The following is a 13,750-nucleotide window of genomic DNA, read 5'->3' on the forward strand; positions in this document are numbered from 1 at the left end:
AGACGAAAATCAGATGCAGGCCGGTCACTCGGATTCCTTTCGCTTCTTCTGGTCGTGGTCGGCCGAGTCGATCAGCATTTGGAGGGTGGCCTCGTTGCCCAGGCAGCAGGTGCATCCACCGTCGGCAACGGTTTCCCCCGAGGGGCCGTGGATGAGCGCGGTGTATCCGCACTCGTCGCCCTCAACGTAGTAGTCCGCGTAGCTCACTCGCCGGCCTCCACGACCTCCACGCCGGCGGGAATCATGATGATCTGCCACACGTCCGCGGCCATGCCTTCGGCCAGGTCCTTCGGGATACCCCACTCCTTGGCCTCCTTCATGACCAGGCCGCAGAGGCGGGCAGCCTTGAAGGCCGTGCTCGCAACGTGCTCCAGAGCCTTGTTCTCCATCTCCTTGGCGAAGTCGCCGATTAGCTCCTCGAAGCCGTCCATTTCACTCATGCCGCCAACTCCATTTTCTTGTGGGTGACCCCGCAGAGGTCACAGAACTGGCCTTCGGCCATGTACCCGCAACCCCAGCTCTTTCCGTAAACCGACACATCCGTGTCGATGAGTACGCCGCTCAAGACTTCCTTCATGATCTGAGCGGCCTTTTCCGTAGCCCTGAGAGCGTGCTCCTCCGGGAACTGGAAGATCACTTCATCGTGCACCGGCAAAAGCATATGAGGCCCGTATCCTGCGCTCATGAGTCGGAGGATTGCCCGACCAGTCACATCTCTCGAAGCGCTTTGCACGGCATAGTTCAAGGCGGCGTATGGGCGCCTCTTGTCCACGTACAGGCGTCGACCCGTGTTCGTGGTGATATAGCCTTTCCGACGCGCTTCGCGCTGTAGCCCTTCGGAATACTGCTCGACGCCAGGGAAGACCTTGAAGAATCCCTTGATGGCTCGCTCAGCGACATCCCGAGTGACGCCCGCCTGGCTCATCAGGGCGGCCGGCCCGCCTCCGTAGACCGTGAGGAAGTTGGTCATCTTCCCCGTCTTTCGGTCCACCTCGGCTGCGTCCGCGGTGATCTGATGCAAGTCGGCTTCCTCTCGGAAAGCCTTCTTCATCGCCTTGTCTCCTGACAAAGCAGCGAGAACCCGAAGCTCCTGGGCCTTGTAGTCCACTGCGCAGATGACCATGCCCGGATCGGCAATGAAGCCGCGCCGGACCAACGAGTCCCCGGAGGGGAACGTCTGGGCCGGGATCGCCCCGGAGATCGACATCCGGGCCGTCCGCGCGCCCATCGATCGGATATCGGCGTGGAGCCGGTCTTCCGCATCACGGTTGTTCAGGGCGTTGTCAAACCACGTGCTCTTGGCCTTGGCCGCCTTCTTGCCCCGGTAGATCGCCTCGCAGAGCGGGTCGTCCATGTGGGCCTTGAGAAGGTGGTCGTCCACCTTGGGTTGGCCGGTCGGCGTGGTCTCGGTGGGTATGACGCCCCGGCTGATGACTGCCGCTCCGACCTGCTTCGGGCTGTTGATGTTCTCCAGCCCGAGCTTCGCCGCGATGTCCTTGTAGTGGTGCTCCGTGGAGGCCAGCTCGGCTGCACGCTCCTCGATGTACGGCACGTCGGCCTTGATGCCGCGACGCACCATGTAGGCGCAGGCGGCGGCCAGATCGTGCTCGTACTGGATGAGTTTGCGGGCTGTGACCGGAACCCTGGGCTTGAGGAGCTGCACCAAGCGGAAGGCGAGGATCGGGTCCATGCCCGCGTAGAGGTTGAAGCCCTCATGCTCCAGCGGGATCAACGGCCACACGTCAGCCTTCTTGACACCCAGCTCCTTGGCGATGACGGTCATGCTCGCCTTCACCTCATCGGCCACCGTCGCGGAGACGTAGTGGCGGGTCAGCTCTTCGAGCGAGTGACCTACGCCGGCGTCCTTCCGGCCTCGGCTGTCCACGAGGTGGGCGACTATGCGGGAGTCGATCAGCCGGGGAAAGACCGTCTCGGCCGGCACCCCCCAGACGCGATCCATGCAGAGGATGTCGTAGGTCCCGTTCTGCATGACCAACTTCTCAACCCAGCCAACCGCCTTGATGGCGTCTTCCTGGAAGAGGCCACCCCTCTCGGTGGGGAGGACGAAGCTCTCGTGTGCGTTGCCGAACTGGGCAAGGCGGATACGGAACCCGTCCTCCCACCAGGAGAGGCCGTCGGTCTCGGTGTCAAATCCCAGGGCTTGATGATTGTTCACCACAAAGCGGCGGAACTCGGGGAGATCGTCTTCAGTCTCAACTACGTTGATGCGGACTTCGGAGCCGTTGATGGCGTAGTTGATGACCTTCATTCACTTCCTCCGTGTGTCACATCCCCACTTCGTGGGCTCAAAAAGGGGGTTCCGTGGGCTGCGTAGCCTCGCGCTCTGCGACAAGAGCGTTGAACTTGTCTTCCAGCTCCCTGTACTCCTGGACCGCGATCTCCAGCTCCGCTTCTAGAGCACCGATGTACTCATTGAGTTGGCCGTTCGCCTTCTGCCAGTGACCTGAACGCTGATTGGCCATCTCGATCTCCAGGCGGAGAATCCGGATCTGCTTCGACTTTCTCCCGAGCATCAATCAATGACCTCACCGTAAGTCTCGATGTGATTCCACAGCAGCGTGCGTACCTCCTCATCGATGTAAGCCTCACGCTCTCGGGGACTCATCGCGTCCCATTCGTCGCGAGCAACTTCGATGTAGTCCTCGTAAGTCGCCCCGATGAATCCGGTATCGACAACCAGACGGATAGTTACGAACTCGCTCATCAGTAGATTCCTTCCAGGACCAAGGGGAACTCGGGCTCGGGGGTGTTTGGGCCGATACGGCGCTCGACCGTCATGTTGTTGTGGTCATAGACCCAGAGAGGGATTTCGTCCCAGCTATCAAACACCAGCGACCCCCAGAGCAGCGTTGACCTCGTTCAGGCGCTGCTCGGCGCCCAGGCCCTCTTCCCAGGCCATCTCGCGAGCGGCGTCAGCCTTGATGCCTTCCAAGTGACGCCTGCGCTCGGAGAGGTGCTTGACGAGCTGCACGTACCGCCGGCCGCCGCTGGCCGGCTTCTCGTGCTCGGCCTTGGCGAGCTTGGCCTGAAGCTCGCGGACGAGCTTCTGCTCGTCGGTGAATCGCTGGACCCAGTACTTCTTGGCGCCTTCGGCTTCACGAGCCTTGAGGGCCATGTCACCGAGGTCCTTGCGCAGGGACTCGATGAGTGCCTTGTTCTCTTCCTTCACCTCGATCGTGACCTTATTCAGCGGGACGTTCTTAAGGTCCATCTGGGAGTTATAGGGCTCATCCAGGCAGGTGTTGGCCGTCCACGTCATTCGTTCACTCCTGGGGTTTCACAGGCCGGGCAGGGCGCAGGTTTTTCGGGCGTTTCGTTGGCGGGGTAGTCGATGACGAACGCCATCCCGCACGGGCATTGATAGAAGGCGAGGAGGCTGAGCAGCTCGCCCACTACGGGGCGACTCGTCCGTGCTTTACGAACATCTCGTGAGTGATCGGCATGAGGCGCTTGAACTCCGCTTCCATCTGGTCGGCAACCATTTGGATCTCGACCTGGGGGAAGGACTTGTACCTCGCGGTGTCACTCTTGGTGCGGAGCGAGAGGAAGTGCATCAGCGACCGTGGATTGCAGGTGACGTAGAAGGTGCTGAACGTGCCGACCGGCAGTACGGAGCGGGCGACTTCGCGGGCGATGCCGGCGGCGAGCATGGACTGGTATGACTCCCACGCCGTGACGTAGGCGGTGCGGGCGGCCTCGGAGGCCACGAACCACTGCTGGAAGGTGCCCTGCTCAAAGTCGTACTGGCCGGCCTTGCCGACCTGGACCAGGGGGCGGTCCCCGGCCGGGATGTAGAAGACGGGCTCCAGCTCGCGGTAGCGGCCGGATTCCTCGTTGTAGCTCATGCCGGCCCGGTGCCTCATGACCTCACGGACAACGAAGATGGGAGCCGAGATCCGGAAGGTGAAGGTGCCGTGCTCGAACGGGCTGCCATGCCGGTCCCGCATCAGGAAGTTGATGAGGCCGCGGTCCTTGCCCTGGTCGTAGTCCTGCACCTTGTTCCCGATGGTGCTGACCCGAGCGGCCATGCAGATCACCTTGTCCGTGGCGAGCTGCTGTACCAGCTCCACGTCCATGCTGCTCTTGAACTTCACGGTTGCCTTTCATTGGGGCTGGGGGCCAGGCCGGTCACCCGGCCCCCAGCGTCACATCCCAACTTGGAGAGAGAATGAAATAATTAGATCTTCAGTTCGAACTTGCCAGACTTCTTGCTGAGGAAGGCGGGCGGGCACTTGTCCTCGCCCTTGCGCTCGTCGGCGTTGCAGAAGTACGCCTCCCAGCCGTTCTTGGCGACATGGGTGCGGCCGTGCTCACAGTCGGTCACGCCCTGATGTTCGCCACCTGCGGAGTTCTGCACCTTGCCGCCGGAGAAGGTGTTCTTACCTGTCGGCTTGACCTTCGTACCCTTGTCCTTGAAGTTCAGTTCGGTGTTGAAGGACTGGATCTTCGCCATGCGCTTCATGAGGGACGCGAGGGTGCTGGCCTCCTCGTCAAGCATGGCGTCCATGTCGGAAATCGTGGCGGCGCGAAGGACGAGAAGAGAAGCGTCGTACCCTTCCCCGCCCTTGAAGCTGAGGGTTACGCCTTCCTGAGTGTGGGCGGTGGAAGTGGTCACGGGCGACTCCTTGAGGGTTTCAGTCATGTTGTTCTCGGGGCTCGGTGCGTCCCAGGGGGAGTTTCCGAAGGGGTTCTCACTCATGCCTTGATCCTTTCAGATTGAGGGTCACATCTCAACTTGCGGTGCTGTGAGTAGAGTCTCAGATGGGGCAGGCGCCAGAGGCGCAGATTTCGTCGTATCCCGTATCCGCGATCACTTCGCCGATCTCAAACATGCGCTCCTCGTACTCCTCCTGCGAGATCCGCTCGTATGGTGACTGTGGCCGGCTCATCTCCGGGAATATCGTGGTCCCCTTCAGCTCCGGCATGAAGCCGTGCAAGATACGGGCTACGTCATCTTCGGTGTACTCCGTCGGATCGACGGAGGCCGTGTAAGACACCGCCTGGTCCGCCCAAAGTTCCTGATACATCCGCTGCACGGAGAGCATCTGCTCAAGCGTCAGCTCCCCCGCATGCTCGAACGCCTCGGCGTACTCGGGGTAGTCCGGCAGGAGCGGGTCAACAGTGGGGACCTCCACTACCACTGTGTTGGCGGAATACACGCACGGTTCAGTGCGATAGCCCTTCTTCTCGTACTCCTCGATCTGCGCCTTCTCTGAAGGCTCGATGGACGAGAACCGAATTCGGCGGAGGAAGAAGTCCCCGAAGGGGGCGTGAACCCCCTCGCCCGAGGCGCCGGCGAGCTTGGACGTGGTACCGGTTGGTGCGATCACCCGCTTCTTAATCGGCACTGGAATCCGCAGCTCGTTGGCGTACTCGATAGCGGCCTGGTCCACCGTCTGTGCGAAGAACCTCAGGTCCGAGCGAACCCGCGGATTGTAGGGAGCCTTGCTGTACTTGATGCCCTGCTTGAACAGGTAGTCCGCGAAACCGAGATGCCCAACGCCGATTCGCCGGTACTTGCTGATCGCCTCCTGTGACTTGGGGTCCGCCACCTTCGCAAACGTCGCTCGAATCAGGTAGCGGGTCGCGTAGCGGTGGGCGTCATAGAGGCCCTGGCTGTCGGTCTCGCCGTAGCGAACGAACGCACCGAGGTTCACGGACCCCAGGTTGCACGGCTCCCAGGGGGTCAGCGTCGCCTCACCACACGGATTGGTGGTGTAGGTGCCGTCCACCTCTCCTTCGGCTGTGAGGCTGCTGTTCCAGAAGCCGGGCTCGCCGTTCTTCAGGGCGCCCTCGGCAAGGGCCTCCATGACCTTCACCGCGTGCTCCTGGCCGTCCTCGACCGCCTTGAGGAACCGGTCGTCCACTTCCACGCTGATGTTGGTCGTCCACATGGCGAGCTGGTCACCCTTGCACTTCAGGAAGTCCCAGATGAGGGAGTCATCCCAGGCCATGATGCTCATGCGCGCGGAGCGTCGTACTCCCCCTGCCACGATGGCCATCGCTATCTGGTGATCGATGGCCATGGCGTCCATACCGTTCATCGGCCACCCGGACGCATCGGTGAGGATCTTGCCGACCTCGACCATCATCCGTGCGAACGGCTCCGGCCCGGAAGCCGTGCCGCCGAAGGATCGGAGCGGGGCGCCCTTGCCGCGGACCCGGGACACGTCATAGACGCGGTTCTCGTGCTTGGTCTTGGGGTTGTGTGCCGTGTCGATCAGGTCGCCCAGGGCCTCTGCCCAGCCCTCGCGAGAGTCCTCTACGGAGTAGGCGCCGGCCCACTCGTAGTCGTACTCGGTGCTGATGACGCCGGCCTCGACCAGATCGCGGCAGTCAGGGTGCGCCGGGTCGCAAACGATGTGCACGGTGACGCGGTTCTCGATGGCGGGGAACTGGTGGAAGTACCGCGACGAGTAGTTCGCGCCGACGCCGCCGCCTTCGGCCAGGCGGAGGAGTGTAAACCGGAAGTGCTCGGCAGGGTCGCCGGCCACCCAGCCGGAGGCCCAGCAGTTGTTGAGCGCGAAGTCGTTGACGCCGGACGACTTGATGTGCCGCCCTGCGGGCAGGAACTTGAAGCTCTGGATCAGCTCGACCAGGGCCTCTCGCTCGCCCTCCTCATGGTAGCGCTCGGGCACCAGGGCGAGGTTGCCGTCCACAACTCGCTGCACGGTTTCGGGCCAGGACTCCATGGAGCCGTCCGGCTTCTTGCGGGAATACGTGCGCTTGAAGACGGTCTCGGCGGTTTCAGTCTTGAACAAGGGCTCTCCTTAGTGGTTGGTGTGGGGCTGCGTGGCGGCGAGGATCATCCGGTGAACGGCACTGATGTCCTGGCGATCGATGTTGACCTCGAAGGATTCGGCCGGGGAATGAATCCCGAGATAGACCGGACTGAGAGTCCCGTCGTCGTAGATGACCTGGATCTCTACGTCACCGCGCTGGTACTTGAGAGTGGTCTCCATCATGCGTGGACCGCCTTCCTGCGGATCGAGCGGTTCATCTCGTACGAGAGGGCTATGACGGCCCGCTGGCACGCCTTCTTGTCGGCCTCACTGCCGATCGGCAGCCCGAAGACGTAGTGGGACATGAGGAGCCGCTGATATCGGTCGTTGAGCTTCTTGAGGCCGGCCTCTGCCTCCATCCGCGCAGTGTGAAGGTTGTCGGTGATCTCGCAGTGGTTCAGCGTGTCCTTCTTGCCGATCATGTTGGAGAACTCGTCCGTGGTGTAGATCAGGAGCTTGAGCGCATTCCTGGCCTCGTCCGCGGTGTAGAAGTATTCACCGTCCATAAGGTCGCGGTAGACACGCTCCTTGGCCGCGTAGCGCTGGCCGGCCGTGTAGAAAATCTTGCGCATCATGCGCTCGTTGCCGGCAACGGGAGCGATGTTTTTCCGCTCCCTGATCGCGTGTTCCAACATGGCCTGCTTCACGTCGTCTACCTCAACGATGTGCCAGCGCTCGGCAATCACGTAGGCGACCTTGCCCGCCAGGTCTGAAAGATGCGCCCAGTCGATCTCGTTGTCCTGCATGGCTTCCTTACTTGATGGCGGTGATCTCGGATGCGTCGAGACGCTTGTTGCCTCGGCTCCACTTGCCGCATCCTTCGCACCGGTAGCGCTGGAAGACGGACACGGAGGTGTAGGCCCGGCCTTCCTTCTTCAGGTCCTCCGAGCCGCAGTTAGGGCAATGGTTCTCGTCGCCCTGGCCGTCGTAGAGCTTGTGGTTCGGGTGGGTGGGAATCCAGGGCAACAGGTAGTCGTAGAGATCTTCGGTGACTCGTACGTCCTGGCAGTTGTACTTCCGCATCAGCCGCCATGCCTTTTCGTCACCGGAGAGGCAATCCACCCAGAGCTGATGACCGGTGTGCGAGGTCTTCCTCCCGATCCCCAACTTCTGAACTACGTAGTCGAGCTTGTTGCTGGGGAACCGGAACTGCTTCTTGACGACCTTGAGAAGGTCCACCTGAGCGAAGGGGGCCGGCGGCGCGAGGCCGGCCTCAAGGAACTCGCGGTTCAGGTGCGGGATGTCGAAGCGCTGGCCGTTGAAGTGGACCACGGCATCCGCCTCTTCGAGGAGGTCATGTGCGGCCTGGATCATTTCCGCCTTGCCGTGTTCGTGACCGCTGTAGAACATGACGTTCTTCGAGTCGTACCACTTGGCCGCGAAACAGATAACCTCACCAGATTCGAGAAGCTGGTTCACGCCCACGTTCTGATTCCAGAGGCCCCAGACGTGCGCGAGGTTCGGGGAGGTCTCCAGGTCAATGGTCAGAATTTTCATGCACTCTCCACTCGAATGTTGGCAATGAACCGCTCGGCGTACCAGATGAGCTTCTTCAGGTCCTCGGAGCCGCCGTCCTGGTGCTTGTGCTGGCAGCGCATCAGGTACTTGGTCATGTTTCCGAGCAGGTATCCCTGGAACGCTTCATGACTCATGGACGCCTGGATGATGTCGATGACCTCGTACTTGCCCTGCGTGTAGTGCGCTGGGGAGTTGACGTTGTCCTGGGAACTCATTCCAACCCGCACTTCTCTCGAAGGGCCTTGGGCCCGTGCTTGTTGACGAACTGGTTCACGTCCGCCTTCTTGCCGAACTCGATGGGGACGATGTTGGGGAGGCGTTCAGCCAGCATGTGTACAAATTTTTCCCCCGGCTCGTCGCCGTCGGTGAAGGCGAAGACGGCCTCGTATCCGAGGAAGGCCGGGTCGAAGTGGTCCCGCCACCCGCTGACGCCAGGGACGCCCACGGTGGGGATGTCGGCCAGCTCGGCGCTCGCGGCATCGAACTCGCCCTCGCTGAGCCCGATGTACCGGGACGGCCTGATGAGGGCTCGCGTGTTGTAGAGCAGGGGCTTGGAGCCGGGAAGGCTCTGGTACTTCCCGTGACCCTCGTGCAGCTCCTCGTTCCGCCAGGAGCCGTCCGGGTGCTTGAGGCACGTCTCGCTGATGCAGCGGAACCGGATGGTCGCTACGGCGAACTCGCCGCCAGCCGGCCTGATGTACGGGATGGCCAGGCGGCCCAGGTGCTTTTCATGCCCCGTAGCGGGGGCTGCGACGTACCCGAATCCCAGAGGGGTGGCAAGACTGCCCAAACCGCGGTGGTTGATGTACTGCTCGGCCGGGCTTCCCTGATAGCTCTTGCTGTAGCTCTGGGCTATCTCCACCATCGAAACGGCCTGCGGCGAACTCTTGAGCAGCACGGAACCCGATGCCTTCCTTCCTCATGATCACGTCGTAGCTGTCTTCGCTGATGTCGCAGGCGAAGCAGTGCCAGCGGTTCTTGAATGAACTAACCGACGCCGACGGGTTCTCTTCAGGGTGCTCGGGGCAGTGGATCTTCTGCCAGCCTTCCCGGTCCTTCAGGTCAACTTCGGGGTAGTAGTGCCGGAAGACATCCGCGATACCCGGCTTCTGCATGTCACATCCCAACCTTGACGGCGCGCTCAAGGCGGAGCTGCTTGATGGTCTCGACCTCCCGCTTGACCATCTCTGCAAGGGTCCCGATGGGCATGACCTGACGGAGGGCGCCCTTGCGGCACTTGTAGACGACCGTGGCCTCTTCGTGAATTCCGAGGGCGGCCTCCGCCTCCAGGAGCCGCGCGAGCTTGGCCAGGCCGGTCTTGCGGGTCAGGGTGACGTGGAGCCGGCCGCCGTCGTACGAGATCACTTCTTGCCGTCCTCTCGGTGGTACCGCTTGCCGATGAAGCGGATTGCTGGGGGGTCTTCTAGATAGTCGGCCGCGTTGCGGGCGATCTGGGGGTTGTCGCGCAGGCCGCGGGCGAGGAGCTGCCGGTTACACCTGGCGCAGCACAGGCCGCGCACGAGCCCCGTGGTGTGGTCATGGTCTACGTCGAGCCGCTTCGCCCTTGACTGCTTGCAGATGGCGCAGACGCCCCCTTGGGCGGCCAGGAGCTTGGCGTAGTCCCCGGCCTCAAGGCCGTAGACGGTTTGGACTCGGGCCTCATGCGAGGCGGCGCTGCGCTTCTTTTTGTGGCATGTCGCGCAGATCCTCGCCCTGGTCGAGGTGAAGAACCGCTCTGCTCGATTCTTCCCGCAGCGCACACAGGGGCGATATCCATGTTTGGGCTTTTTCACGCCCTCTTCCTCGGTAGGTCCACTCTGTCACATCCCAACTCGCGGGGCAAATTGAAAGGCTGTGAGTCAGAACACTTCATCGTCCAGGTCCGCGATTTGAAGGTTGGACGTATTTACCTCGAACGAGGCGTAGGTCTCCCCCGAAGGGTCGGTGAACCCCTCGCGGTTCTTCACCGGTGAGATATGCAGGGTCCTGCCCTGCATTCCGTCTACCTCGGCGTGGATGGTGAGCACGACGGAGGGCACACGCCCGATCTTGCCCTTCACGCCGTCGAGCGGGATGGGTTTGATGCCGGAGCTGTACTCGCCTACGACGTGATGCATCGCCATCACGTGAGCCCTGGTTTCCCGGGCCATCTCGTTGAAGTAGTCGCAGAGTCCTTCGAGGCCGAAGGTGTACTCCTCGGCAGTCGAGGAGCCTCCACCGTCCACGTTGGTGATGTTGTCGATTATCACCAAGTGGGGGTAGCAGCCGAACACTTCGCGGTAGCACTCAAGGTGCAGCTCGATGTCCTTCGGCGTGGGCCTGGCGCTGTAGTTGAACCGCAGCCACCAACGCTTACTCAGGGCCTCCTCGTACTTGGCGAACGAGCCGTCATCCGCCACGAGGGCCTTCTTAACCTCACGGGCGTTGTCGCCGGTGATCATGGCCGTAGCCCTGGAGAGCTGCGTGGCGGCCGTGGAGTCGGCGCTGAAGTACAGAGTTGGGACGTTGGACCAGGTAGCCAGGAAGAGGGCGGTGAGACTCTTGCCGGTGCCGCCCCCGGCGCACACGACGCTGAAGTCTCCTCGCCGGAACTCGACTTCGAGCTTCTGGAGCCCACGGTAGGGGGACGGGATGGGCTCGCCGGCCGCTCCTCGAACGAGGACAGACTGATTGAGGCTGAACAAGAAACTTCCCCCTCCTCGGGGTGTCACATCTCAACTTCGGGATTGAAAAGAACAGCCATGAGGCACATCACAAAAGCGGCAGCCGAATCCCGGCTTCGCCGGGAAGTCTCCGGACTTCACGCCCTGGTCCATGGTGACGATGCGCTCGGTGATTTCATCCTCGCTGGCATCGGCCATCTTGACCGGCCGGGACACCTTGCCCGTCTTGGCGAGGTACCAGTCGCCGTTGGTGACCTCCTCGTCGGGGTGGAGCTGGTTGAGCGCCATCCCGTACACCCAGAGCTGGAACTTGCTCTTCGTGGAGCCGGTCTTGAGGTCCCGCACACGAAGGGTGTCGTCCCGGTTCACGAGTACCTGGTCGATGTAGCCACGAACCTTCACGCCGCCGAAGTCAGCCATGAAGGACAACTCGACGGCCGGCTTGCCGTCGGGGTGCCAGAGCACCGGAGCCTGATCCTGGACGTACTCCACGTAGCGCCGCGTCTGCTCGGCGCCCTTGGCGAAGCGGTCCTCCAGGTCCTCGGCGGCCGTACCGCGATTCGCCCGCATCCACTGGTCGATGTCGTTGAGCTTGCCCAGGTCGCGGTTGACGCCCTTGCTGTACTCGTTCTGAAAGACGTTGACGGCCTCGTCGGCGGTCAGCTCCCGTCCGGACTTCTCGAACGCTTCGGCCGCGCTGTGGAAGGCCGTGCCGTGGGTGCTCCAGGCGGCCGGCCGGGGCTCGATGCGCTCGACCCGCTTGAGCCAACTCTTGTACGGGCACTCCTCGAACTCGGTGATCTGCGAGACGGAGCGCGGCATCTCTACCCAACGCTGGTAGTTGGCCTCGATGGTCATACGTACCCTTCAAAAATCTCGAACTGGATGAAACAGGTGGAGCCCTTCATACGCGGGTGCGGCCGGTTGAACTGCTCGTGAAAGATGATCTCGGCATCCTCAAGGAGGCAGCCGATACGTTCTTGCAGCTCCATCATCACCTCCCCTTCACACTCCCCCATTGAGTCCGCAAGTGTGACGCAGATGACTTGTCCGAGGCCGTGAGCCGTCATGGTTACGACTCCGGAAGCTGCGGTGTACTCACGGCTCTTACATGTGGCATCTGCCTTCGACATCGCCTTCAGGATCTCGTCCGCACGCTCGCTGATCTTGAGGTCTTTGAAGGTCTGAAACACTCTTAGACGGCCTCTCGCTTGGCGGGTTCATGCGGACTGAGTCGCACCGGAGCACCCGTATAGCCACCTTAAGGTACCCCCCAGCATAAGTGTCACATCCCAACGGTGGTACTAATCACACGCACCCCCCAGCCCGCTGGATGATCAGTGATACCAGAAGTCGACCGGTAAGCGCTTACCGGTAAGTAGTTACCGGTCGGTGTGTGCATAGAGTGTGGGGACCGTTACAGGGGCGTGGCCCCCGAATCGCGTCCCCCCTGTGCTTAGCTGGGGCCCGACAGCAGATTCGTACACACGTTCGCATCAAGGGAGAAGGGTCGATGTGCGCTGCCCGAAGGCGTTGCTACGACATGGATGATCTGATCGCCGCGTCCAACCTCACGAGGTACCTCAAGGCGTGGCGTGCGGCGCGAGGCGCCGCGTTGGGATTGGGAAGGGCCTTGCCACAGAAGGACGTCGTGCAGGCCAGCGGGATGTCGGAGAAGTGGTATCGAACGTTCGAGGCCGGCCTGCCGGTCAAGCACGACGCTGCCGTTCTCCAGCGCATCGCCGACTGCCTTGGACTTGCCCCCGACGAGCGGATGACGCTCTTCCTGATGACGATGGGCGTCCCCTCGCCTCAAGGAGTCACGTTGAACCTTGACGATCCCGAGCTGCTCCCGGTCTCCTGGATTCTTGATCAACAGGGCACGCGCCCGGCCTACGTGTCCGACGAGGACTGGAACGTCGTCGCCTTCAACCAAGCCATGGGTAACTGGTTTCCGTGGGTTGCTGAGCCGGACGCGAACCTGATGCGTTGGACTCTGCTCCACCCGGATGCTCGGGTCCAGCTTGAAAGCTGGGAAAAGCACTGCCGCGTCTACCTCGGCATGATCCGCATGGAGATAGCTCGCCGCGGAACCGACACTGACATTGCACGCATCCTGCTCGCTGCACTAGAAGACCCACTGATCAGTGGGTTCTGGGAGGAAGAGACCACGGTCGTCTCCAACCGAGACGGACACCACTTCCGCGTACGCGTTCCGTACAACGACAACAAGCCGACCGACGTGATCAGCCAGGTTTGTACGCCCGCTAAGTTCCCCAGCCTGCGACTGGTTTTCCTTACCTGGGGGGAGGGCATAGACGCCCTCGAAATTCTCGGAACGACCGGAGGACAGTAGTGCCCCGCTACAACCACCCGTGCCCACTGCGTTGGGCTGATATGGACGCCAACGGCCACGTGAACAATGCCGTGTACTCCAACTACCTTGAGGACACCAGGTTTCGGATGTTCTCAGACCTCGTTCCGACTGACCCGACAGAACGGCTAGCGTGCAACTTCGTTGTGCGGGAACAGACGTTGAAATACCTACGTCCGCTCACCTACCGCGAGGAGCCGGTCACCATCGAGGCATGGGTGGAGGATGTGAAGGGTGCCTCTTTTACAATCCGGTGCGAGATCAAGGACGGCGAAGACGTCTACGTGGAGTCCCGCACGCTCATCGCCGGCTTCGATTCAATCGCGAACAGGGTTCGCCGCTTCCAGGAAAGCGAGCGAGAGGTTATCGCATCGTTCGCGGAGTAGATGCGC

Annotated in this window: 21 protein-coding genes and 1 pseudogene; 2 read left to right on the forward strand and 20 right to left on the reverse strand. The window is 61.9% G+C overall.

Features of this window, described 5'->3' with window-relative positions:
- Positions 1-24: 24 nt before the first annotated feature.
- From ACSNOD_RS00580 to ACSNOD_RS00675, 20 genes and pseudogenes are all read right to left on the reverse strand, one after another.
- Entirely contained in the window at positions 25-207 is a 183-nt protein-coding gene (locus ACSNOD_RS00580) for a hypothetical protein (RefSeq protein ID WP_436764674.1), read from the reverse strand.
- Positions 204-440, reverse strand: coding sequence for a hypothetical protein (locus ACSNOD_RS00585; RefSeq protein ID WP_436764675.1), 237 nt, complete (start codon positions 438-440; stop codon positions 204-206). The genes ACSNOD_RS00580 and ACSNOD_RS00585 overlap by 4 nt, the downstream gene beginning before the upstream one ends.
- Entirely contained in the window at positions 437-2,269 is a 1,833-nt protein-coding gene (locus ACSNOD_RS00590; protein ID WP_436764676.1) for a DNA polymerase, read from the reverse strand. Before ACSNOD_RS00590 ends, ACSNOD_RS00585 begins: the two co-directional genes overlap by 4 nt.
- Before the next feature lie 37 nt (positions 2,270-2,306).
- Positions 2,307-2,483: a hypothetical protein gene (locus tag ACSNOD_RS00595; protein WP_436764677.1), complete on the reverse strand. Its 177-nt coding sequence runs from the start codon at positions 2,481-2,483 to the stop codon at positions 2,307-2,309.
- A 50-nt stretch (positions 2,484-2,533) separates the two neighbouring features.
- Positions 2,534-2,725 (reverse strand): DUF7167 family protein, encoded by a 192-nt coding sequence (locus ACSNOD_RS00600; RefSeq protein ID WP_436764678.1) that lies wholly within the window; start codon positions 2,723-2,725, stop codon positions 2,534-2,536.
- A gap of 117 nt (positions 2,726-2,842) precedes the next feature.
- Positions 2,843-3,280, reverse strand: a complete 438-nt coding sequence (locus ACSNOD_RS00605) for a hypothetical protein (RefSeq protein ID WP_436764679.1) — start codon at positions 3,278-3,280, stop codon at positions 2,843-2,845.
- A 133-nt stretch (positions 3,281-3,413) separates the two neighbouring features.
- Entirely contained in the window at positions 3,414-4,097 is a 684-nt protein-coding gene (gene thyX, locus ACSNOD_RS00610; protein WP_436764736.1) for an FAD-dependent thymidylate synthase, read from the reverse strand.
- A gap of 101 nt (positions 4,098-4,198) precedes the next feature.
- Positions 4,199-4,720: a hypothetical protein gene (locus ACSNOD_RS00615; protein WP_436764680.1), complete on the reverse strand. Its 522-nt coding sequence runs from the start codon at positions 4,718-4,720 to the stop codon at positions 4,199-4,201.
- Between the two features lie 58 nt (positions 4,721-4,778).
- Positions 4,779-6,782, reverse strand: a complete 2,004-nt coding sequence (gene nrdJ, locus ACSNOD_RS00620) for a ribonucleoside-triphosphate reductase, adenosylcobalamin-dependent (RefSeq protein ID WP_436764681.1) — start codon at positions 6,780-6,782, stop codon at positions 4,779-4,781.
- Between the two features lie 9 nt (positions 6,783-6,791).
- A complete protein-coding gene (locus tag ACSNOD_RS00625; RefSeq protein ID WP_436764682.1) occupies positions 6,792-6,986 on the reverse strand; it encodes a hypothetical protein in 195 nt (64 codons plus the stop codon).
- Complete coding sequence (locus tag ACSNOD_RS00630) at positions 6,983-7,549, reverse strand: hypothetical protein (protein ID WP_436764683.1); 567 nt, start codon at positions 7,547-7,549, stop codon at positions 6,983-6,985. Before ACSNOD_RS00630 ends, ACSNOD_RS00625 begins: the two co-directional genes overlap by 4 nt.
- Positions 7,550-7,556: 7 nt before the next feature.
- Complete coding sequence (locus ACSNOD_RS00635; RefSeq protein WP_436764684.1) at positions 7,557-8,300, reverse strand: ribonuclease H-like domain-containing protein; 744 nt, start codon at positions 8,298-8,300, stop codon at positions 7,557-7,559.
- Complete coding sequence (locus tag ACSNOD_RS00640; protein WP_436764685.1) at positions 8,297-8,536, reverse strand: DUF3310 domain-containing protein; 240 nt, start codon at positions 8,534-8,536, stop codon at positions 8,297-8,299. The genes ACSNOD_RS00635 and ACSNOD_RS00640 overlap by 4 nt, the downstream gene beginning before the upstream one ends.
- Entirely contained in the window at positions 8,533-9,219 is a 687-nt protein-coding gene (locus ACSNOD_RS00645) for a toprim domain-containing protein (RefSeq protein ID WP_436764740.1), read from the reverse strand. Before ACSNOD_RS00645 ends, ACSNOD_RS00640 begins: the two co-directional genes overlap by 4 nt.
- A 31-nt stretch (positions 9,220-9,250) precedes the next feature.
- A pseudogene (locus ACSNOD_RS00650) lies at positions 9,251-9,436 on the reverse strand (CHC2 zinc finger domain-containing protein); the annotation flags it as partial.
- Position 9,437: 1 nt separating this feature from the next.
- A complete protein-coding gene (locus ACSNOD_RS00655) occupies positions 9,438-9,686 on the reverse strand; it encodes a hypothetical protein (protein WP_436764686.1) in 249 nt (82 codons plus the stop codon).
- Positions 9,683-10,114, reverse strand: a complete 432-nt coding sequence (locus ACSNOD_RS00660) for an endonuclease domain-containing protein (RefSeq protein ID WP_436764687.1) — start codon at positions 10,112-10,114, stop codon at positions 9,683-9,685. The genes ACSNOD_RS00655 and ACSNOD_RS00660 overlap by 4 nt, the downstream gene beginning before the upstream one ends.
- Before the next feature lie 66 nt (positions 10,115-10,180).
- Positions 10,181-11,005, reverse strand: a complete 825-nt coding sequence (locus tag ACSNOD_RS00665; protein WP_436764688.1) for an AAA family ATPase — start codon at positions 11,003-11,005, stop codon at positions 10,181-10,183.
- A gap of 30 nt (positions 11,006-11,035) precedes the next feature.
- Positions 11,036-11,842, reverse strand: coding sequence for a RecB family exonuclease (locus tag ACSNOD_RS00670; protein ID WP_436764689.1), 807 nt, complete (start codon positions 11,840-11,842; stop codon positions 11,036-11,038).
- Positions 11,839-12,177, reverse strand: a complete 339-nt coding sequence (locus ACSNOD_RS00675; protein ID WP_436764690.1) for a hypothetical protein — start codon at positions 12,175-12,177, stop codon at positions 11,839-11,841. The genes ACSNOD_RS00670 and ACSNOD_RS00675 overlap by 4 nt, the downstream gene beginning before the upstream one ends.
- 350 nt (positions 12,178-12,527) lie before the next feature.
- Here ACSNOD_RS00675 and ACSNOD_RS00680 point away from each other — a divergent pair, with 350 nt between their 5' ends.
- Entirely contained in the window at positions 12,528-13,340 is an 813-nt protein-coding gene (locus tag ACSNOD_RS00680) for a helix-turn-helix transcriptional regulator (protein WP_436764691.1), read from the forward strand.
- Complete coding sequence (locus ACSNOD_RS00685; protein ID WP_436764692.1) at positions 13,340-13,744, forward strand: acyl-CoA thioesterase; 405 nt, start codon at positions 13,340-13,342, stop codon at positions 13,742-13,744. Before ACSNOD_RS00680 ends, ACSNOD_RS00685 begins: the two co-directional genes overlap by 1 nt.
- Positions 13,745-13,750 lie beyond the last annotated feature (6 nt).

Origin of the sequence: Streptomyces sp. URMC 123 (assembly GCF_051386515.1) — a bacterium.
Classification (GTDB): Bacteria; Actinomycetota; Actinomycetes; order Streptomycetales; family Streptomycetaceae; genus Streptomyces.